Source organism: Methylobacterium sp. Leaf117 (genome assembly GCF_001422985.1).
Taxonomy (GTDB): domain Bacteria; phylum Pseudomonadota; class Alphaproteobacteria; order Rhizobiales; family Beijerinckiaceae; genus Methylobacterium.
The window spans coordinates 14,204-31,378 of sequence record NZ_LMNL01000013.1; the positions used below are offsets into that span (position 1 = coordinate 14,204).

25 protein-coding genes and 2 pseudogenes are annotated in these 17,175 nt (G+C 62.5%); 11 read left to right on the forward strand and 16 right to left on the reverse strand.

Features of this window, described 5'->3' with window-relative positions; translation table 11 throughout:
- Positions 1 to 269: 269 nt before the first annotated feature.
- From ASF57_RS26410 to ASF57_RS10550, 3 genes are all read right to left on the reverse strand, one after another.
- On the reverse strand, positions 270 to 446 hold the full coding sequence (locus tag ASF57_RS26410) for an Rmf/CrpP family protein (RefSeq protein ID WP_200935851.1): 177 nt from the start codon (positions 444 to 446) through the stop codon (positions 270 to 272).
- Between the two features lie 85 nt (positions 447 to 531).
- On the reverse strand, positions 532 to 771 hold the full coding sequence (locus ASF57_RS10545; RefSeq protein ID WP_056482918.1) for a hypothetical protein: 240 nt from the start codon (positions 769 to 771) through the stop codon (positions 532 to 534).
- Between the two features lie 423 nt (positions 772 to 1,194).
- Positions 1,195 to 1,932 carry a hypothetical protein gene (locus tag ASF57_RS10550; protein WP_056482921.1) on the reverse strand — a complete coding sequence of 246 codons (738 nt, stop codon included), beginning with the start codon at positions 1,930 to 1,932 and terminating at the stop codon, positions 1,195 to 1,197.
- Positions 1,933 to 2,263: 331 nt separating this feature from the next.
- Here ASF57_RS10550 and ASF57_RS10555 point away from each other — a divergent pair, with 331 nt between their 5' ends.
- From ASF57_RS10555 to ASF57_RS25615, 3 genes are all read left to right on the forward strand, one after another.
- A complete protein-coding gene (locus tag ASF57_RS10555) occupies positions 2,264 to 2,446 on the forward strand; it encodes a hypothetical protein (RefSeq protein WP_056482925.1) in 183 nt (60 codons plus the stop codon).
- A gap of 69 nt (positions 2,447 to 2,515) precedes the next feature.
- Positions 2,516 to 2,959: a DMT family transporter gene (locus ASF57_RS10560; RefSeq protein WP_056482928.1), complete on the forward strand. Its 444-nt coding sequence runs from the start codon at positions 2,516 to 2,518 to the stop codon at positions 2,957 to 2,959.
- Positions 2,960 to 3,091: 132 nt separating this feature from the next.
- Complete coding sequence (locus ASF57_RS25615; protein ID WP_156376071.1) at positions 3,092 to 3,553, forward strand: hypothetical protein; 462 nt, start codon at positions 3,092 to 3,094, stop codon at positions 3,551 to 3,553.
- Positions 3,554 to 3,616: 63 nt separating this feature from the next.
- Here the strand turns inward: ASF57_RS25615 and ASF57_RS10565 are convergent, their stop codons facing one another.
- On the reverse strand, positions 3,617 to 4,300 hold the full coding sequence (locus ASF57_RS10565) for a thermonuclease family protein (protein WP_056482931.1): 684 nt from the start codon (positions 4,298 to 4,300) through the stop codon (positions 3,617 to 3,619).
- A 368-nt stretch (positions 4,301 to 4,668) separates the two neighbouring features.
- On the opposite strand from ASF57_RS10565, the gene ASF57_RS25620 reads away from it, so the two are divergent.
- Positions 4,669 to 5,010 carry a hypothetical protein gene (locus ASF57_RS25620; RefSeq protein WP_156376072.1) on the forward strand — a complete coding sequence of 114 codons (342 nt, stop codon included), beginning with the start codon at positions 4,669 to 4,671 and terminating at the stop codon, positions 5,008 to 5,010.
- 101 nt (positions 5,011 to 5,111) lie between these two features.
- Entirely contained in the window at positions 5,112 to 5,312 is a 201-nt protein-coding gene (locus tag ASF57_RS10570) for a hypothetical protein (protein WP_056187340.1), read from the forward strand.
- 68 nt (positions 5,313 to 5,380) lie between these two features.
- Here ASF57_RS10570 and ASF57_RS10575 read toward each other — a convergent pair whose 3' ends face one another.
- Both ASF57_RS10575 and ASF57_RS10580 read right to left on the reverse strand, forming a co-directional pair.
- Positions 5,381 to 5,623, reverse strand: coding sequence for a hypothetical protein (locus ASF57_RS10575; protein WP_056482934.1), 243 nt, complete (start codon positions 5,621 to 5,623; stop codon positions 5,381 to 5,383).
- Entirely contained in the window at positions 5,620 to 5,886 is a 267-nt protein-coding gene (locus ASF57_RS10580) for a hypothetical protein (protein ID WP_056482937.1), read from the reverse strand. Before ASF57_RS10580 ends, ASF57_RS10575 begins: the two co-directional genes overlap by 4 nt.
- Positions 5,887 to 6,009: 123 nt before the next feature.
- Between ASF57_RS10580 and ASF57_RS10585 the strand changes: the two genes are divergently transcribed.
- From ASF57_RS10585 to ASF57_RS10595, 3 genes are read left to right on the forward strand one after another with little or no spacing between them, the layout of a single operon-like run.
- Complete coding sequence (locus ASF57_RS10585; RefSeq protein WP_056482940.1) at positions 6,010 to 6,243, forward strand: hypothetical protein; 234 nt, start codon at positions 6,010 to 6,012, stop codon at positions 6,241 to 6,243.
- Positions 6,240 to 6,695, forward strand: coding sequence for a S24 family peptidase (locus ASF57_RS10590; RefSeq protein ID WP_056482944.1), 456 nt, complete (start codon positions 6,240 to 6,242; stop codon positions 6,693 to 6,695). Before ASF57_RS10585 ends, ASF57_RS10590 begins: the two co-directional genes overlap by 4 nt.
- A complete protein-coding gene (locus ASF57_RS10595) occupies positions 6,692 to 7,984 on the forward strand; it encodes a Y-family DNA polymerase (RefSeq protein WP_056482947.1) in 1,293 nt (430 codons plus the stop codon). Before ASF57_RS10590 ends, ASF57_RS10595 begins: the two co-directional genes overlap by 4 nt.
- A 213-nt stretch (positions 7,985 to 8,197) precedes the next feature.
- On the opposite strand, the gene ASF57_RS10600 is transcribed toward ASF57_RS10595, so the two are convergent.
- The 9 genes and pseudogenes from ASF57_RS10600 to ASF57_RS10635 all read right to left on the reverse strand — a co-directional run bounded on the left by ASF57_RS10600 (position 8,198) and on the right by ASF57_RS10635 (position 13,411).
- Positions 8,198 to 8,434, reverse strand: coding sequence for a hypothetical protein (locus ASF57_RS10600; RefSeq protein ID WP_156376073.1), 237 nt, complete (start codon positions 8,432 to 8,434; stop codon positions 8,198 to 8,200).
- A gap of 265 nt (positions 8,435 to 8,699) precedes the next feature.
- Entirely contained in the window at positions 8,700 to 9,080 is a 381-nt protein-coding gene (locus tag ASF57_RS24635; RefSeq protein WP_082503844.1) for a hypothetical protein, read from the reverse strand.
- A 106-nt stretch (positions 9,081 to 9,186) separates the two neighbouring features.
- Positions 9,187 to 9,558 carry a hypothetical protein gene (locus ASF57_RS10605; protein WP_156376074.1) on the reverse strand — a complete coding sequence of 124 codons (372 nt, stop codon included), beginning with the start codon at positions 9,556 to 9,558 and terminating at the stop codon, positions 9,187 to 9,189.
- A 1,158-nt stretch (positions 9,559 to 10,716) separates the two neighbouring features.
- Positions 10,717 to 10,960 (reverse strand): annotated as a pseudogene (locus ASF57_RS24640) (IS6 family transposase); the annotation flags it as partial.
- Between the two features lie 146 nt (positions 10,961 to 11,106).
- Positions 11,107 to 11,406 (reverse strand): hypothetical protein, encoded by a 300-nt coding sequence (locus ASF57_RS10615; RefSeq protein ID WP_056482955.1) that lies wholly within the window; start codon positions 11,404 to 11,406, stop codon positions 11,107 to 11,109.
- Positions 11,403 to 12,071: a ParA family protein gene (locus ASF57_RS10620; RefSeq protein WP_056482978.1), complete on the reverse strand. Its 669-nt coding sequence runs from the start codon at positions 12,069 to 12,071 to the stop codon at positions 11,403 to 11,405. Before ASF57_RS10620 ends, ASF57_RS10615 begins: the two co-directional genes overlap by 4 nt.
- Before the next feature lie 263 nt (positions 12,072 to 12,334).
- Complete coding sequence (locus ASF57_RS26875) at positions 12,335 to 12,610, reverse strand: hypothetical protein (RefSeq protein WP_244476904.1); 276 nt, start codon at positions 12,608 to 12,610, stop codon at positions 12,335 to 12,337.
- Between the two features lie 109 nt (positions 12,611 to 12,719).
- Positions 12,720 to 13,094: a HigA family addiction module antitoxin gene (locus tag ASF57_RS10630; RefSeq protein WP_056482958.1), complete on the reverse strand. Its 375-nt coding sequence runs from the start codon at positions 13,092 to 13,094 to the stop codon at positions 12,720 to 12,722.
- Between the two features lie 35 nt (positions 13,095 to 13,129).
- On the reverse strand, positions 13,130 to 13,411 hold the full coding sequence (locus ASF57_RS10635) for a type II toxin-antitoxin system RelE/ParE family toxin (protein WP_056482961.1): 282 nt from the start codon (positions 13,409 to 13,411) through the stop codon (positions 13,130 to 13,132).
- Positions 13,412 to 14,087: 676 nt separating this feature from the next.
- Between ASF57_RS10635 and ASF57_RS10640 the strand changes: the two genes are divergently transcribed.
- The 3 genes from ASF57_RS10640 to ASF57_RS25625 all read left to right on the forward strand — a co-directional run bounded on the left by ASF57_RS10640 (position 14,088) and on the right by ASF57_RS25625 (position 16,419).
- Positions 14,088 to 14,540 carry a BLUF domain-containing protein gene (locus ASF57_RS10640; RefSeq protein WP_056482964.1) on the forward strand — a complete coding sequence of 151 codons (453 nt, stop codon included), beginning with the start codon at positions 14,088 to 14,090 and terminating at the stop codon, positions 14,538 to 14,540.
- Between the two features lie 1,111 nt (positions 14,541 to 15,651).
- Positions 15,652 to 16,191: a DUF2059 domain-containing protein gene (locus ASF57_RS10645; RefSeq protein ID WP_056482967.1), complete on the forward strand. Its 540-nt coding sequence runs from the start codon at positions 15,652 to 15,654 to the stop codon at positions 16,189 to 16,191.
- A gap of 42 nt (positions 16,192 to 16,233) precedes the next feature.
- Complete coding sequence (locus ASF57_RS25625) at positions 16,234 to 16,419, forward strand: hypothetical protein (protein WP_156376075.1); 186 nt, start codon at positions 16,234 to 16,236, stop codon at positions 16,417 to 16,419.
- 477 nt (positions 16,420 to 16,896) lie between these two features.
- On the opposite strand, the pseudogene ASF57_RS26215 reads toward ASF57_RS25625, so the two are convergent.
- A pseudogene (locus tag ASF57_RS26215) lies at positions 16,897 to 17,175 on the reverse strand (porin family protein); the annotation flags it as partial.

A 17,175-nucleotide genomic window follows, 5' to 3' on the forward strand; every position in this document is an offset into this window, starting at 1 on the left:
CTTACGGACCAGGAGATTGAGCGCCGGGCGGGCGTCTCTTCGCAGACCGAAATAGCCCCATCGAACCGGAGCGCGCCTCCGCCGGGGCATGATTTTCTCCGCTAAAAGTCTTTGCGACACACCTCGCACCGGAGGTCCGGCCAACGGCCCTGCGCCAGTGCTGATCCGTGCGGGTAAAGACGTGTTCGATCTTGAGCAGGCCCTTTTAAGCCCTGGATGTCCCTTGCCGTCGCCAACGCGGACCCTGAGAGGAACGTACCGATCCGGGCTCAGTTCAGCGGCAGATCCCTGGGCCGATCGCGCGGCATGCCCGTGAAGCCCTCCAGCCAGGCCTCACGCTTTTCGGAGCCGGCGGGGTAGGGACAGCACTCGCGCTTGCGCCCATGAGCACGGGCTTGCGCGCCTTGATCGATGGGATCGACGTGCGGTTTGGGAAGCTCGGACATGAGGGATGCCCTCCAAAACACGCCAACCTCATCCGCACCCGGGTTGATCCCCGCTGCGAGTGTCGTGACAGGCGGGAATCCAGGTTCACTCGGCGTCGGGGTGGCTGATCATGGCGATGGTTGCGCTCAGACGTTGCCTGTCCAGGGGAGCAACTTTCCTGCGGGATAGCGCAGGTGCAGGCTTCCTCTCCCCCTGCGGCGCACGAGAAGCGATCACGGCGTTCTGCAGCTGCGTGCGGGCGGAGGCATCAGCCAGGACGAACAGCCCGGCAACGACGCAACCGGACAGGCAAGCGCTGAGGATGAGGGCTGAGAGGCTGGGCATGCGCAGGATCCTGACGACCCGCAGGACCTAGCAGGCGCGTAGAAGCGACGATGCAGCTGGAGGATCACGCCGGGGGACGAAACGCTTCTATCCCCAAGCCTGATCACCCCCGAAAAACCTTTGGTGGCCTTGGGCCGGCGACGCGGTTCCTGTTCTCCGCCTTGCCGACCCTCACACGATCACCCAGCCGAGGCGTCACGGACTACAGCGTAGGGAACTGGCCCACGTCGGCCTGTCATCGTGTGCACTCTCATGCTGACGCAGCTTGACGACGGTCCGGACCCGCACTGGCGCATCTGCGGGAGAGATCCTGGATGTATGATGGAGCTGAGCGATTGGCATCGTTCGGCAAAGCGATCAGCCGTCCGCGTCCCACGCATGGCTGCGCGGGTCCTGCCGGCCTGGGGCATGACGGAGATCGCGCTAGCGATGGGCAAGGCTCTGCCGTTCCGGCAGCTTCTTCGCTGGTTCTGTCGGCAAACTCATCCCCAGAGTTATCCCCTTATCCGTGGGGCGTAACGCTTTGCACCCTAGTGTCTTCGGCTGAGCTGTCCCTTCAGCAGGCAATGCGAAGCCACCCCGCTTCTGAGTGCCGCCGCGTCGGATCCAGGCCTGCCACTCGCGGCTGATGACGCGCACGAGGTTGGGCGAGTTCTTCCGACCCTGGTGCCGGCGCTCCTCGATCGTCACCAGCCCGTCGCCGGCAGCCAGACGCAGTGCCCCTTGAGCTAAGCGCCGGCAGACACCGGCTCTGGCGGCGATAGCGTCGATGCAAAGGCCGCACACACCCTTGGCGGCCACCTCGTCGCCGACGATGCGCAGAACAGCCCGTTGCCCTTCCGTGAAGCGTGCCGCGAGCTGGGGCGGCAAGGGGCCGGAGCAGGCCAAGAGGCGGCGCCGCTCCAAGGATGCAGTCCGATCCGGGCTTCTAAGGCTCCTACGCGGCGGGAACAGGCTTGACCGCACGGCGGGGATACCGGTCGGCCGGATACCCTCTCGGATCGCGCTACGGCGTCCGTGGAGGCGTTCGGCGAGGATCTGGGCCTCATGGTCGCCCAAGGCGCCTGCCCCGTGCCCCTGCCAGAGCTGGCGTGATAGCTCGTCCATCTGCGCGAGCGTTCGCGCGCCTTCGATCGCGGCCTGCATGGCGGCGTGAAACATCGGTTCCGGTCCCTTACGGGCCGCAGGCAGGTCCAGGCACGACTTCTCGACGTGAGAATTGGCGTTCTCACTTGACACCCGAGGGCGCCGTATGGCTTGTGAGGGATTGCAAAGAGGCCTCACAGCCTATCGATTTCGCGGCCCTCCAGTTTGGCGACTGGGGGGCCGTAGTCGTTTCAGGGTCTATCTCGCGGCGGTGATCTCTCCAGATGCCGGCTTACGACTCGCCTTAAAGGGCGAATGCAGCCAGACACGCCATGTCGCGTGGCGAGCATGGTTAAGTCAACGGTAGGGCCTGCCCGATCCATCGCCACTAGGAAGCCAAGCCACCTTGAGGAGTGATGACAGCGGTGCGCGGGATCGGCGCGAAACGAAGGCTGCCAAGCATCTGGAAAGGGCTCGCGCAGGGGGCGAGGCGCAAGCTGACTACGACGCGACCCAGCAGGCCACCGAGGACAAGACAGTGCGCCTGAAGGCCCTGAGGCTGGCAAAAGAGAAGGCCGACAAGGCTTAGAGCCGACGCACTGCACCTTTCCGGCTGAGCGGTCTTATCTAGGGAGATCTCAGCGGGCGGGCGTTTACCATGTGGTACCTCTACGGCTTCGTCCTACTCGCGGGGGTCGCTAATGCCGTTCAGGCTGGTCAGAACGGTACCTTGTCTAAAGGACTGTCGCAGTCGCTGACCGGCGGTCTCGTGGTTGTCGCTGGCACGGCCACCTGCATCCTGACCGTGGGCCTGCTCACGGGGCGCCTAACATGGCCCTCGCTCGACCAAGCGATCCAAATGCCCTGGTGGGCTTGGTTCGGCGGCATCATGGGCGGAAGCATTATTCTCGCCCAGTTCTTTATCGCCCGGCAGATCGGAGCTGCGGCCTTCCTTGGGCTTTTCGTCACCGCAGGCGTCGTCACGTCGGTCCTGCTGGATCATTTCGGATGGGTCGGTTTCGACCAGCACCCAGCTAGTCTGGGGCGCATCGTCGGTGCCATCTTGATGATCGGGGGCGTAGCACTCGTAGGTCTCTGCTGAACCCAAAGTTGGATTAATCCTCGTTATGCGACCCGACTTTCACTCAACGGGGCAATCCGAGATGGTTAATTTTGTTTTGAAGCATTTAGAACACAGGGTCTTTCGCACGGTTGGTGATGGAAAGGATTTTCCATGCGCTTTCAGACTGCACTCCTCGCTTTGATTTCGCTTGGCTCCCCAGCTCTGGCCCAATCCGCACCTCCCGGACGTTTTGGCGGTGGTCAGAACGATACTCTGCTGAATGAGCTACGCACTGCGCCGGTACCCAAACAGGCTCCAGACCTGGATACCATGCAGCTTGCATCCGCTCAGCGTGAGCGAGCTGCCTCAGTGGAAGAAAAGACAAACGGCCTTTGGCAATCTTGGACAATGTCGATCTGCGAGGGGTGCGGAGATACCCCTTCTTACAAGAAGACCGTCAGCGATAATTTTGCCAATAAGAAGCCTCGTTACGCGACTGGCTCGGAAGGTAGCGCATTGAGACGTCAAGTTCTTACGTCGCGCTCGAGGACGCCGGATAAAGCTCCCCACAGCCTCTATGCGGACCTCTCCACCGAGAACATCAGCCAGATCCGCCGGATGCCTGGTCAGTAGGCGTCTCGGCGTGAGGACGCCAGGACATCAGGTGGTCGGTAAGCCGCGAGCGGAGGGTAAGCCTCATCTGCGTGGCGCTCGCCAGCCGGCCGCTTTGGCCTCGTCCTCCGAGCAGAACATGCGCTCGCCGGCGCGGTCGTTGACGCGGGTCCGCTCGTAGTCACGCGAGCCGGGCAGGTGGTAGATCCGCTCGCCGCCGGCCGAGATGTTGCCTTTGATGTTGCAGCCGCTTGCCTTGCTCGGCGGCGTGACGGTCTCAGGCCGTGAATGCTCGCCACCGGCGCGCTTCTCCCGGCGCCACTCCGACGGCTCCTGGAACGTGCCCGCCCAGATGCCAAGCCGGAGGGCTTTCGCGGTGTGCTCGGCGTTGGCGTAGTCTTCGGCGTAGCGCCGGTAGGCAGTGGCGTGGCCCTGGCGGACCATCCAGGCGTTCAGATCTTCGGCGTCGGCGCGGCAGACGGCGACGACTCGGCCGTAGCGGTCAGTGTCGCGCGGATCGCAGGTCACGAGGCGCTTGCCGATGTGATCGGACAGGGCAAGCGCTGCCGTCTGGCCACAGCGGTAGTCCTTGGCAGCGACGTCCTGGCAGACCTGCGCGCTCTCGGGCGCGTCGATGCCGTGGAGGCGGATGCGCGTTCCTCGCACCTCCAACGTGTCGCCGTCGATCACTGAAGCGCGGCCGACGATCGGATCGGCCAGGGCCGGCGTGGCGAGGAGCAGGACGAGGAGGAAGGGCCATGAACGCATGCGGAGGCTCTACCATACTGGAAGGCACACCTTATTGGGCCGTAGTCATGAGCGGCGCCTTATCGAGGATTGGTACCGAGAGCACCGCAAGATAGCAGAGCCGATCGAAAGCCTAACCCGAGCAATGCGCGATATCTGCTGCGCGTGATGAGTTGTAACTACCTGCGTCGTGCTTTGCGTTTGGTGCTGGTTCATGGCGAGAAACGACCCGACCTTCATCCGCTGAGCGCAAATTAAGGCAGTTTTATTTTGTCACGGAAGCGTGATTTAAAGCATCGCCGGAAAATGATTAATAATCGAAACTTTTATATAATGAGGGACGTAGTGACCGTAGATGAAGAAATTTTTGAACTGTTTTGGGAGATCTGATGCGCGTCCTGTGCCTCATCCTCTGCGCAACGTTCGGACTTGGAAGCCCTGCCTTTAGTCAGGGAAAACGCCAGCCTCGTCCTGATTTACCCCCCACATCCACTGCCACCAGCGACGAGAAAGCTGCTGAAATAAAGAAGGCGATTGAGCGCGGACAGGCACGGCAGCGAGCTACCGACGAACGCAACACGCGCATTTGGCGCCGGTGGGACTTCGCCGTCTGCATCGGCTGCGGACCAATGCCTAAAGGTTTTCGAACCGTCTACACCACACCAGCTCGGGTGCTGGCTGGCTTCATAGCGGCCGATGATGACGAGCGGCAACGCGGTCTCAGGCTTTAGGAGAGGCGATACCATTATCTGCGCCCCAGCGGCCCGGCCAGAGCGCTCGAACAACCGTCTTACTCAGCCGTTGGTCTGGAATAAAAACCGGAGAGGAAACGATGGGCGAGAACAAGCAAGACCCGCTGGACGTCCCGATGGATCAGGTGATCACGAGGGACGGGAGTAGCGATCCGAAGGGCTCCGAGCCCAAGGGTGACGCCGCTGAGACCAAGAAGATCGCGGGCAGCCACACCGGGGAGACGGCAGATCCGGCTGAACGCTTCCCCGAAGAGCCCGAAGAACAGAACGACCTCGCCTGATACTGCCTGCGCGGCCCGGGCACCGTCGATGTGCGCCGGGCCTATCGTTTCCCGGTGTACTCCTTGGATCACCCCAAGCCGACGGGCTCCGGACACTTTTGCTCAAGGATACGATCGAACTGTGTGCCGCTGCCGGCGAGATGAATGCATCGCCGGATCTCCCCGAGCTGTTCCGCCGGAGAGGCGCCCACGACCTGCGCCGCGGCCGTGACCTCCCGCAGAATGCACTCGAACGCAGCGCTGGTCATGCCCAGACTTACGGCGACCGCCTCAAGCCGATGGAGCTCGGCCGCTTCCTCGCTGAAGGTCATGCGGTTCCCTCCCAACCCCGTACAGCCGGACGATCCTGACGGACGTCCATGAACGCCTTTGCCAGCACGGCTCGGCCATTCTGGTCGTAGACTTCGACCCACCAGTCCGACCAATCCAGGTGCGTGCCGCGCGCCATCAGGTCGAGGGCGACCCGCTCCGCATGAAGGCGCATCAGCGCCAATGTCGGCAGCCGCCGACCGCGCAGATCGGCGACGAGATCGTGCCCATCCGTGCAGTGGAAGCGGTAAAGCCGCGTCGGCATTGGCGTTCTACCCCGCGCTCCACAGACGTCCACGGCGCCTTTTCACGGCTTGACCGTTTCGATTGAACCACGCCCGGCGATGCGGTTTGTTCACGTTGTGTTCTAGCAGGAACCGAACGCGAGATGCAGGCCCAGCCCAACGAACCCCCTGTGGACATCCGCTTGACCGAAGCGGAGACGATCGCGCTCGCCTACCATCGCGCCGCGCGCGGTGACGCTTGGGCTGCCCTCGTGCAGGCCGTCGAGGATGCGTTGCGCGATCTCGCCGAGGCCGAGCACCGGACTGTGCAGCAGCGCCAGCTTATCTCGCGCGGCTACATCCGCGATGGTGTGATCTACCCGGACGACGGCCGATGAAGCTGCTGCAGGTCGCCGAGCTCGCACCCCATAGCGCCGGCACGGTCCGCATCCCGATCCAAGGCGCCGCGCTCTGCGCCGGCTTCCCGTCGCCGGCCGACGACTTCCTCGAAGGCTCGCTCGAACTGCCGCGCTGGCTGGCACCCAACCCACCCGCGACCTTCGCCTGGAACATCTCCGGCGACAGCATGCGCGGGGCCGGCATCTTCGATCGGGATTTGGCGGTGGCCGATCGCAGCCTCAAGCCCGGCAACGGCAGCGTCGTCGTGGCGATCGTCGACGGCACCATGAGCCTGAAGCGCCTCGTCATCGAGGGCAACGTCGCGCGGCTTGCCTTCGACAATCCCGACCTGCCGGCCTTCGCGGTCGAGGATCTGATTGAAGGTGAGATCTGGGGCGTGGTGCGCTTCTCGATCCGCTGGCACGTCGCGCGTGCCGGACTGGTACGATGAGCCGAGCGATAGCGCTGATCGACGGCAACAGCTTCTACTGCTCGTGCGAGCGGGTGTTCGATCCCAAGCTCGCTCGCGTGCCAGTGATTGTGCTGTCCAACAACGACGGGTGCGCCATCGCTCGGACGGCTGAGGCCAAGGCGCTCGGGATCAAGATGGGCGATCCCTGGTTCAAGATCCGCCAGCAGTGCCAGCGCGAAGGCGTGCGGGTCTTCTCCTCGAACTACACCCTCTACGGAGACATGAGCGCCCGTACGAACGCGGTCTACCGGGACTTCTCGCCGGCCGTGGAGATCTACTCGATCGACGAGAGCTTCCTGGACCTCTCGGACGTGCGCGATCGGGACCGGGTGACGCTCGCGCGGGATCTGCGCGCCACGGTGCGAGCCTGGACCGGCATTCCGACCTGCGTCGGCATCGGTCCGACGAAGACGCTGGCGAAACTCGCCAACCACATTGCCAAGACGATCCCGGATCTCGACGGGGTGTGCGACCTGACCGACCCGGTAGCCTACGATCATTGGCTCTGCCGGATCTCGGTGGCCGAGGTCTGGGGTATCGGCCGGGCCTCGCTCGCCAAGCTGATCGGCCTCGGCGTAGATACGGTAGCCGATCTGCGCGACCTCGATCCGCGTCCGGTGCGGAAAGCCATGACAGTGGTGGGCGAGCGCATCATCTACGAGCTGCGCGGGTTGACCTGCCTGCCGCTCGAACTCCTGCCCGCCCAGCGCAAGGGCTGCGCCGTCACCCGCTCGTTCTCCCGCCGCATCACCGAGCGTGAAACACTCGAACAGGCGGTCGCCGCCCACGCGACGCGTCTCGGCGAGAAGCTACGACGCAGCGGGCTCGGCACCACGCACGTGTCGGTCTTCTATCACACGTCCGAGCACGACCGCGGCGATCCGATGCGCTCGGTCTCGACGACCGTGACGTTGCCGGAAGCCACGAACGACACGCTTTCCCTGATCAAGGCGGCGCAGGCCGGGGTGGCCCGCACCTGGCGCGAGGCGCCAGGCGATCGGCCCTGGCGCTACAGCAAGGCCGGCGTGGTCACGACCGACCTGAAGCTCCTCGAGGATGCGCCGCGGGCGCTGATCGGTCAGCTCGACCGCGAGCGTAGCGCCCCGCTGATGGCGGCGATGGACGCCTGCAACGCGCGCTTCGGCCGGGGCGCCGTCGTGCCAGCCCGGGCAGGGCTCACAGAGAAGCGCACCTGGTCGACGAAGTTCGAGATGCGCAGCCCGCGCTACACCACGCAGGTGGGCGAGCTGCCGACGGCGCATGCTTGAAGCTGTGAAGCGTGCTGCCATGCCAAGTAAGGCAGGATCAAAGATCGGTCTCAAGGTGCTTCAGCTCGAACGACATTCGAGGACGAGGTGGGTTTCAGGCCGAGCGGCGGCGCATTCGGAAATCGAAAACATCCGAATGTAGTCAGCAGCCTACGCCTACGCTCCTGCACATAATTTTGCCCGACCTCGCTTAGCTCATAAACATTCAGCACTTCATTCCCTTTTTCCGCCCAAAATATGCGCGCTGTATTCAATTTTCATCGATTGCTGATACCGCCAAAACAATGTATCGAAAAATTCAATGGCCATATACCAAATGGCCGAAGCCGATATGCCGATGGAGATTGCAATGAAGACAATAGTCTCGTTCAGTGTGGCATTACTCATTGCTTGTGGAGCCTTTGGTATCGTGATGATCACGAAGCCTCCTGTTTCGGTGGCGCTACCCATTTCCAGCATTGATACCTACGCCCTAACGCTCAAATCAGATCCTGCCATGGCTGAGAGCTACGACTGTAATTAGTCAGGGATAAGCATTTTCGGGCTGGGCTAGCAGGATCAAGCTCCGAGGAGCTAGATGCCCCGTGACGGCCCAGTTGGCATGAGCTTGGGTCGGATCCGTCCACAAGCCGTCCCTCGGGCCGCGGACTAGCTTCAGGGGTCGTCCTCTTGTGAGGCTTGTGGGTCCGCACCGCTCCAACGGTGCGTCCGCTTCTCACCGTCCGAACGACCATATCGGCACTGCGCCGCTGGGCCGGCCTGGGGTGTCACGATAGAATGCTGTGTTTACGAACTGCATGCGCGTCTTGGCGATCGCCGACACACGCTCTGCGCCAAGCACCAGGGCACCGCAGAAGTCGGGGCGGATGGTGCCAGCTTCGGGATGCACCCCGAAGATCTCAAGTGTCGTCCAGCCGAGAGCGACCGCCTCATCCGCCCAGCGATCCAGGAAGTCAGCACACGCCTCGTGCGCCCCTCCCCAGGATTGCAGGGTGTAGCCAGGGCATGGAACGACGCTGGGACGCAGATCCAGGAAGTCTTTGCGCCAGAGCTGCGGGTCGGCAGGGACGAGCTTCGGTTTCGCTGAGACTGACATGGGGTCCGGCGGCTGTTGCGGGCCGGACGGGATAGGGGAGCGGCTGGGTCAATGCCAGTCGGTTCGAAGGAGTACGGGCTCAGGATGGGCGTCGGCTACAGAGTGCTCAGGCGTGCAAATCACCCGTTTTCCGTGATCCTGCGAGACTGATTGCGCTCCTCAGAGGACGATGAACCTCTCCGTAGGTGGGGCGCTCGTAGCCAGTGCGTGACTGAGCGTAGATGACTTCGCCCAGGGTGCCTGCCGTCTGCATCAGCAGGGCCGCCTCACACATGGCTGCGACACGAACCCCGAGCTCACGGGTGTGCATCCGGCCATAGAGGAAGACGGCCAGCTGGGCACGCGTGCGCTGAGAAATGCTTGCGACGAGGTTCGACAGCGTCTCAGCGTCGGCGCGGTAGAGCCGACCGAGCGTTTCAGCAGGAACCGGACAGCCATCCTCAAAGTCGCGGACGGTGATGAGATGAGCCTGGTTCACGGTCACTCCTGCCTGCTGAGTTCAGCAGGGTGGGCAGGATATGGTTAACCAAACGTGAGAGACCCTGCTGCCTGACAGGGAGGAATGGCAGCAGGGCTCTGTCTGCTCGTTACGAAGGAGCCGATACGCAACTTGGCTCTCTGGCAGGATGGCTGAGACTGGTTAGCCGGATCTCACGCGCCCCAAGGCAGCACGCGCTCAAATCGGGATTATTGTCAGGCCAGACGGCCTATCCAATCGCCCGTTTCCCGTCCGGCCCCTTGGTCAAACTGGCCCATTTGGCGCGGGTTGAGGCACAAAACCTTCATCCCGTGTGCGCGCGCTCGCTACGCGCGTGCGTAGAGGCGGTAAACGGGCCGCCCGTGGCTCCCAGGAAGCCTAATGGTCTTGATAGGTGGTCGGGTGCGGTTTTCGGCTCTCGGCCGTCCTGGGGCATTCTGGGCGATCCTAGGGGGTAGCTAGCGCCGCAGCCCGGCAACCTCCGTCTATTCACACTGCCTCAAGCCATCGTCGCAAGCTCGCCGCCGCGATCCGACATAGGCAAGCCTGCCCCCGCCGCCCGATCTGCTCACGGGACCGGCGGGGTAGGATCGTCCATCTCACGCTGAGCCGGTACGCATTACAGTGGCTCGCCGGTAGGATGGCCGAGGCTGGTTAGCCGGATCTCACGCGCTCCAAGGCAGCACGGGCTCAAATCGAGATTGTTGTCGGGCCAGACGGCCTATCCAATCGCCCATTTCCATTCGGCCCCTTGGTCAAACTGGCCCATTTGGTGCGGGTTGAGGCGCAAAACCTTCGCAGCGCGTGCGTGCGCCCGCGTACGGGTGCGCGTGGAGGCGGAAAACGGGACGCGCGCAGGGCCTTTAGGAAGCCTAGCGGTCTTGATGGGCAAGTTCTGGTGGTGATTTCCGAGCCTCGGCCGTCGTGGGGCATCCTAAGCGATTTAGGGGCTATCTAGCGCCGGGGCGCGGCAACCTCCGTGCATTCACCAGCCTCAAGCCATCGCCGCACTTCAACTGAAGTCGATCCGCTTCTGTGAAGCGTCAGGCTAAGTTCGCGGACGGCACAGCCTTGCCGCCAAATTCCGAGACCACCTGCCGTAGCTTCTCGTCGTCGGTGACCAGCGTGGCATTCAGTTTCATCGCGGTCTCAGCGATCACGACGGAACTGCCGCAGCCGCTTCTCGATCAGCGGCGCGTAGGCCAGGACCCAGCGGTTCAGGGTGCTGCGATCGACCTCCAGACCGCGCTCCTCAGAACAACTCCTCGATGTCGCGGTCGCTGAGCGGATAGCGAAGATACCAGGAGACGACCTGCACGATAAGCGACGCCTCGTCGTGCCGGCCCTTGAAGTCAGCCTTGGAGCGCTGCTTCAGCTTGGCGGCGATAGCGGACAGCATCATAGGCGGCCTCCGAAAACGGAGGCGCCATGCAGGCCGTATGGTCAACGTCGGGTAAATGCCCGCGCGATCGCGTTTGCGACAGGCCCCCCGAAGGTAGCAAGGTCCAAAGCAAATTTGCAATGCTGCAATTTCACAGCGTTGCGAAATTATGATTTTTCGGCGTTAGCAATGATCTCGGCGATCGTTGGGTAGCTGTTCTTTTTCAGAACGTACTCAAGGCCTTGCACGAACAGATCGTGCTCTTTGACCCGCTTATGGTAGCTGATATCCCGCAGCACTTCCTTGACCGCCGGGTGGATGTAGAAGGGCGTCGGCTTGGGCTTAGCGGTCGACCTTGCCGGTCGGCCGACCTTCCGAGCTGGAGCGGCTTCCAAGGTCTCAGGCGGCTCATCAGCGCTGGGTAGCATGGTGTCGGCGTCGAAGATCGAGGGTGCGCGGCGGCTCATGCCTTCGTCTCCTTGGATTGGGTGTCGAGCCACTTCCAGAGCTGCCGGATCTCGTCGGCGGCTTTGCTGTCAGGGGCGTACTCAGTGACGCCTTGGCCTGAGGCAAAAGCGTCCTGATAGTCGTTCCTGAGGAGAATTAGAGGCTCGGCCACGAAGCCGATCGAGGCCAAGCCTGTGGCCGTGTCATTCGCCCGACCGTTGCGAGGGATGGGCGAGCACTGGTTCAGGACGAACGCGAACGGCTTCCCGCTGCGCATGATCGCCTGCACCGTCGCGCGTACCGCAAGCAGGTCGAGCCGCGTCGGCCGGATGGGCACTAGGCAGAACGTCGACGCCTCCATGGCTGCATGGGTCGTGGGCGTATCGGCGCCTGCCGTGTCCAAGATCGTCAGCGTGACACCCTTCCCACCAAGGCTATCGAGCATCGAGCCGATCTGGCCGATGCGCTCAAGCGGGAAGCGCTCGATCACCGGAAGGTGCTGATCCGGGATGGCTGCGGGGTCGGCCTTTTTCCGCATCTTACCCCATTCGACCATCGACCCCTGAGGATCGAGATCGAAGGCAGCGACCATCTCACCGCGCTGTTGGGCGGCGATGGCGAGCGACGTGGCGATGGTGGTCTTACCAGCCCCGCCCTTTTGAGTGACAAGCGTGATCGTTCTCATGCGCAGCTTCATAACGTCGAGGTATTAAAGCGTCATGAAGCTGCAATATCGCAATTTTTTGAGGCTGCAACGTCATGACACCGTACCATTTCAAATTTGCAACGCTGTGAAACCCCATAAGTGATAGAACCAAGGGCCTGATGGGGTGGACGGCCCCCGCTACGTCATCGCTGTGCCAAGATGAGGTCGTTGATCTCATCGACAGGAGCCGTCCACCTCATCAGGCCCCTGGGCAGGGCCGGAGGCCGTAACTAGCGAGGCGTTCACGCCGCGGCCGAACGCGAGTAGTTCCCGCCTAATACCTGAGGCTCCGCGAGCTGAATTTCCGGGCGGCCGTGGCGCAGGGGCTCGATGCCAGTAGCCTCAAGAGCCCGCCGCACCGCCGCCGGCTCCCGGCTGATCGCCAGCAGGTAAGCCCGCGTTGAGGCGTCCGGCCGCACCCGACCCTGTTCAAGGTCCCGCAGGGTCCCGATGGGGAACCCGTAGCGCGCGACGAACGCGGCCTGTGTGAGCTTCTGGCCGTCGCGGATCGCCCGCACGTCGACGTCGGTCGGGGTGTGCGTGTGGTACGTACTGGGTCGGCCTCGCCGCGAGCGATGGCGCCAGCCTCCTGGGCGGATTGGATGAGGCGCTTTCCGAATGCGGTCATCAGGCGGCCTGAGCCTGTTCGGGCACGGGCTCAATCCGCTCCAGATCCGGCCCAATCTCCGCAAGCAGGCTCTCGCTCTCGAAATGCGCCTGCAGGTTCGTCCAGAACTGGTGCGACGTGCGGAAGTACCGGGCCAGCCGCAGGGCGGTGTCCGTACTGACGCCGATCTCCTCCCTCACAATCCGCTCGATGCGGGAGCGCGGAAGGTCCAGGGCCTTCGCGACCGCGCCGGCAGTGAGGCCGAGCGGGGCCATGAATTCCTCGCGCAGGATCTCGCCAGGGTGAACCGGGGGCATGATCTCCATGTCCCCGGCACCCTCGGCGGTGTCAAAAGTCTGGCGCAGAGCCTCGATGTTTCCGATCGTGTCAGACATTGGCGGTTGCCCTCCTTGGCGTCCGTCGCAAGATCCTAGTGGTAGTCCGTGAACTCGACCCGTTCCGGCCCGGCATCCGTCCAAACGAAACAGAGCCGGAATTGGTCGTTGACCGCGATGGCGTGTTGTCCAGCCCGGTCGCGCCCCAGCGGATGGAGCCTGTTCGATGCCGGCACATTGAGGTCATCCAGCGTTGTCGCCGAGTTGAGCACGGTGAGCTTCCGCCGAACGGTCTTGAAGAGGTCGGCCGGGAACCCCTTAGGGCAACGACCCCGGAACACCGCCTCCGTTATTCGATCATGAAAACTGCGGATCATCGGCCCGCCTGTGTTGCTCTCGATGATACATGTATCACCGAGCGCAACAATCCCGTCAATTCATTTGTATCACTCATTGCAACATTCCCTTCGTTCTCGTGAGCGGCAGCCCGGAAATGCCGGGCGTGTCGCAAAGATTTCTGCCGCGGAATATTCTGCTCTCAGCACGGTTGCACGGGTGGTTCCGAACCCATCAGACAGCTTCACCGACCTCGACGAGGCAGGTCATTAGGCGGTGAACAGGCACCGCAATGCCCTGATCAGAGAAGATTATTTCGGCTGTTGAATGTTTGCGACACGCCCAGCTTTTCTCGTTCCCGACCTGCGAAGCCAATGGCGTAGTCGGCCCGATCGACTCGACGCCGTGCCGGTGCTGCTGACGGCCCCAGAGGAGTGGAGCACTTGGCTTTCCTCACCCGTGAGATCCCGATGGAACTTCAGCGGCCCTTGCTGGATGCCAAGATACGGATCGTAGCGACAGGATCTTGGAAAGATCCATCTTGGTAAGTAGCCAGCCGGTGATTCATCTTCGTGGCTTACGATCTAATTAACTTATCGATCAAACAACGATTTCTGATCAAAAACAATCTGATCTACGCTGCGTTATCGGCTCGTCTAGCTGCGAGAGACGACGATCTGCTCGCGACCCGCCTGTTGGTAGAAGTGAAAAACTACGATGATCCACCAGCTTGTTTACTACAGCCGCAACGTCGTCCTCGGGAATGATCGCGCGATGCTCACAAATTTGCGGGAGATCGTCTCAGCTTCACAGCGTAACAACAGCCGAGACGGGATCACCGGGTTCCTGATTTTCGACAAGACTTGGTTCGTTCAGATCCTTGAGGGTGACCAATCTCAGGTGAGCACCACCTATACCCGTATTGCCCGTGACCCAAGGCATACAACTGCAACCATCATGGATGCGCGCAACGTTCAGGGCCGCTCGTTCCCCAACTGGACCATGGGCGGCGCAATGCGAACCCCGGAGGTGGAGGAGGTCTATCTACAGCACGGCATCGGCAGCGCGATCGAGCCGGCGCGTCTGAAAAGCGCCCAGATCATCAACCTCGCCCTGGATCTCCAGGCCTTCGATGCAGCCAAGCGTCAGGCGCAGCGTCTCGCCAGCTAACAGCAGCACGAGGCGACCCTGCCTATGACATGCAAACGGCGCAGGGCTTGAAAGCCTCTGCGCCGTTAGTTGGAGTCGTCGAAGGGGGGCAAGACGACGACCGTCCTTGTGATGCACCCAGTTACGCGGCGTGGATGTGCGATCTGGCACGATTTAGTGGATGGGCTTACCGCACGGGTGCGCCGTCTGCGCCTCCCACTTCTTGGTGGTCATGGCCGCTGATGGAACGACGATGCAGTTCCAACGGAGTTTGGCTCGGTCATCAGCGACCAACAGGCGCCGGGTGAGCTTGGCATCCGGTACTTCCTCGTTCGCCAAGCTGCGAAAGGCGACCAAGCCCGTCGGCGCCCTAACCTGCTGCTACCTCTCGATACGCTCGGCGCGCTTGAGGAGGCTGGTGACCATCGTCATGGGCAGCGGCTCCTCGGTTGGGGGGCGACAATGCGCCAAGCGAAGAGATGCAAGCCTGGCTCTTCGGTTTCGGAAGCGTTGAGAGCAGCGAACTGCTGGGCATCGTCTCTATCGTTCTTGGTGACGATCACGGTGCGTGGAGGGGCAGGGACCGTCTGGCTTGTGATGGGTCCTACCTTCCGCAGGCGAGCGGCTAGAGATGCAAAGCTCGTCATCGGGTTGCCTGCGGTTCGATAGGCAAGAGGCACTCGTTGAGGTTGGTCGCCTGGATGGCCCGCACATAAGCGTTGACCGCCTTGGAGATGTCGGCAGCCTCGGCTGGAAAAAGATCACCAGTGGGTACGGCCTGAAACAAGACGTTGGTAGCCCCCGAACAACCGGCCGCGGTCTCAATCGCGGGTGGCCCTGGTTGTCACCGTCGCTTTTGCCATCCTCATCGCTCGCCTCGGGACGATCAGCTGTAGCTGGGACAGCATTCGTGACAGCAGGTCCTGCGCCGTACGACGAGGTTGGGATCGAGGTGAACCGACGCTTGCTCGAGCCCCCACGCGCGTGGGGTTGTGAAGGCATCAAGGAGCGGTTCCCGCGGTCGGTTCCGCCTTTTGGATGCCAGCCAGGGCACATCTGACACAGAAGCATGATAGCAGAGCATGTTGGCCGCGTAGTTTTAGATCCCGCGGTGCCTGTGATCGGAACAGCCATGCGCGTCTTTCAACTTGTCTTTGTTCTGTATCTCGGCGTCGGACTGCCCTGCACGGCGTTGGCTCAGCCTACGCCTTCGACCACAGCAACAGTCGCGGTCTTAGATCCTGCTACCTTGAAGGCAGCCCGGGAGGTCGTCACCCAGATGCAGGGGGATCGCACCGCGTTGCTCAGCGCGATTGCAGCGCCGATGGTCGGAATGATGCAGCAGATCGGTATCAAGCAGCAGGACCAGGCACAGGCCCTCGTGCAGGAGGTCGTGATGCCAACCCTAACCGCGCACTACGACGAGCTTCTTGATATCCAGGCGCGCAGTTTTGCCTCGGCGCTCGGAAAGGACGACCTGCAGGCGATCGCGGCGTTCTATGCGACCCCGGCTGGCAAGCGACTTGTCACGGCGCAGCCACAGCTCGCCCAGGCTCAACTGGCCGGGACGCAGCAGTGGATGCAGTCGGTGATGCCCGAGATGCAAGGCAAGCTGACCAAGGCGATCCAGGCTCACGGCTGGACGGCCGGCGGTCAAGCCAAGCCGCGCTGAGGCGGCGGAAGCCGATCATCCGGATCACAGAGCGAGGGCACCATGGCGAACGACGATAGCGGCGCACAGGATCGGCGTGAGACGAAGGCCGCCAAGCATCTGGAAAGGGCTCGTGCAGGAGGCGAGGCGCGAGCCGATTACGATGCGACCCAGCAGGCCACGGAGGATAAGACACTCCGCCTCAAAGCGCTTCGGCTCGCCAAAGAGAAGGCTGATAAGAGCTCGTAGCCCATCGTGCATCCGTGAGCCGTTCTAACGTCGAATGGTCGGTTCACGGCAGCAGGATCTAATCAACGACACCAAGGCGCCGCACCGCACCAGCGCATGGACCTCTGATCGATCGAACCGGTCGTCTCCGGCTCACTCTGGTCCGAGGCAGTGAGGATCTTCTGACCTGTCTGGTTCGCATCGACGAGACGCGCTCCGACGAACCCGCCCAGGGTCAGTGCTGAGAGCCACAGGATCAGCCGGCTTGTTTTCTTCATGGAACGCTTGGTCATACGGCCGAAGGTGAGGCGTTCACAGTTATCAGAACCCTAACGAGGTCAACCTCGCTCCGTGCCGCCTTCGGTCGACCTCGCCGAGGCCAAGGGGTCACGCAAACGAAAGCGCCCCGAGGATTTCTCCTCGAGGCGCGTTACGACGAAAGCGGCCAGATGATCGGGGCTGGGGACGCTTAGGCCGAACCTAATAGTCCCGCAGGTCCTAGTACGAGCCGAACTTGTAGTTCAGGCCGGCGCGGACGACGGCGAACTCGGTGCCGCTGTTGCGGTTGGAGAAGCCGGGCTGGCGGTAGAGGACGTTGTTGGTGTCGTAGGCGTAGACGCCGGCGTTGCGGTTGTTGTTCTCGAGGTTCACGTACAGGCCTTCAACCTTGAGCGTGACGGCCGASGAACGGAAGAAGTTCAGGAACGAGTCGGTGGGGAGCGCGTACTCGATGCCACCACCAGCGGCCCAGCCGGTGCGGAAGTCGTCGTTGCCGCG

Bases quoted from the DNA above. Each gene is read 5' to 3' on its own strand.
- ASF57_RS10635 (WP_056482961.1), bottom strand. From the start codon at position 13,411: ATGATCCGCAGTTTTCATGATCGAATAACGGAGGCGGTGTTCCGGGGT.
- ASF57_RS10630 (WP_056482958.1), bottom strand. From the start codon at position 13,094: ATGTCTGACACGATCGGAAACATCGAGGCTCTGCGCCAGACTTTTGAC.
- ASF57_RS10590 (WP_056482944.1), top strand. From the start codon at position 6,240: ATGAAGCTGCTGCAGGTCGCCGAGCTCGCACCCCATAGCGCCGGCACG.
- ASF57_RS25615 (WP_156376071.1), top strand. From the start codon at position 3,092: ATGCGCTTTCAGACTGCACTCCTCGCTTTGATTTCGCTTGGCTCCCCA.
- ASF57_RS10565 (WP_056482931.1), bottom strand. From the start codon at position 4,300: ATGCGTTCATGGCCCTTCCTCCTCGTCCTGCTCCTCGCCACGCCGGCC.
- ASF57_RS10640 (WP_056482964.1), top strand. From the start codon at position 14,088: ATGATCCACCAGCTTGTTTACTACAGCCGCAACGTCGTCCTCGGGAAT.
- ASF57_RS10575 (WP_056482934.1), bottom strand. From the start codon at position 5,623: ATGACCTTCAGCGAGGAAGCGGCCGAGCTCCATCGGCTTGAGGCGGTC.
- ASF57_RS10595 (WP_056482947.1), top strand. From the start codon at position 6,692: ATGAGCCGAGCGATAGCGCTGATCGACGGCAACAGCTTCTACTGCTCG.
- ASF57_RS24635 (WP_082503844.1), bottom strand. From the start codon at position 9,080: ATGTCAGTCTCAGCGAAACCGAAGCTCGTCCCTGCCGACCCGCAGCTC.
- ASF57_RS26410 (WP_200935851.1), bottom strand. From the start codon at position 446: ATGTCCGAGCTTCCCAAACCGCACGTCGATCCCATCGATCAAGGCGCG.
- ASF57_RS10615 (WP_056482955.1), bottom strand. From the start codon at position 11,406: ATGAGCCGCCGCGCACCCTCGATCTTCGACGCCGACACCATGCTACCC.
- ASF57_RS10585 (WP_056482940.1), top strand. From the start codon at position 6,010: ATGCAGGCCCAGCCCAACGAACCCCCTGTGGACATCCGCTTGACCGAA.
- ASF57_RS10620 (WP_056482978.1), bottom strand. From the start codon at position 12,071: ATGAGAACGATCACGCTTGTCACTCAAAAGGGCGGGGCTGGTAAGACC.
- ASF57_RS10550 (WP_056482921.1), bottom strand. From the start codon at position 1,932: ATGTTTCACGCCGCCATGCAGGCCGCGATCGAAGGCGCGCGAACGCTC.
- ASF57_RS10545 (WP_056482918.1), bottom strand. From the start codon at position 771: ATGCCCAGCCTCTCAGCCCTCATCCTCAGCGCTTGCCTGTCCGGTTGC.
- ASF57_RS10570 (WP_056187340.1), top strand. From the start codon at position 5,112: ATGGGCGAGAACAAGCAAGACCCGCTGGACGTCCCGATGGATCAGGTG.
- ASF57_RS10600 (WP_156376073.1), bottom strand. From the start codon at position 8,434: ATGGGTAGCGCCACCGAAACAGGAGGCTTCGTGATCATCACGATACCA.
- ASF57_RS25620 (WP_156376072.1), top strand. From the start codon at position 4,669: ATGCGCGTCCTGTGCCTCATCCTCTGCGCAACGTTCGGACTTGGAAGC.
- ASF57_RS10580 (WP_056482937.1), bottom strand. From the start codon at position 5,886: ATGCCGACGCGGCTTTACCGCTTCCACTGCACGGATGGGCACGATCTC.
- ASF57_RS25625 (WP_156376075.1), top strand. From the start codon at position 16,234: ATGGCGAACGACGATAGCGGCGCACAGGATCGGCGTGAGACGAAGGCC.
- ASF57_RS10560 (WP_056482928.1), top strand. From the start codon at position 2,516: ATGTGGTACCTCTACGGCTTCGTCCTACTCGCGGGGGTCGCTAATGCC.
- ASF57_RS10645 (WP_056482967.1), top strand. From the start codon at position 15,652: ATGCGCGTCTTTCAACTTGTCTTTGTTCTGTATCTCGGCGTCGGACTG.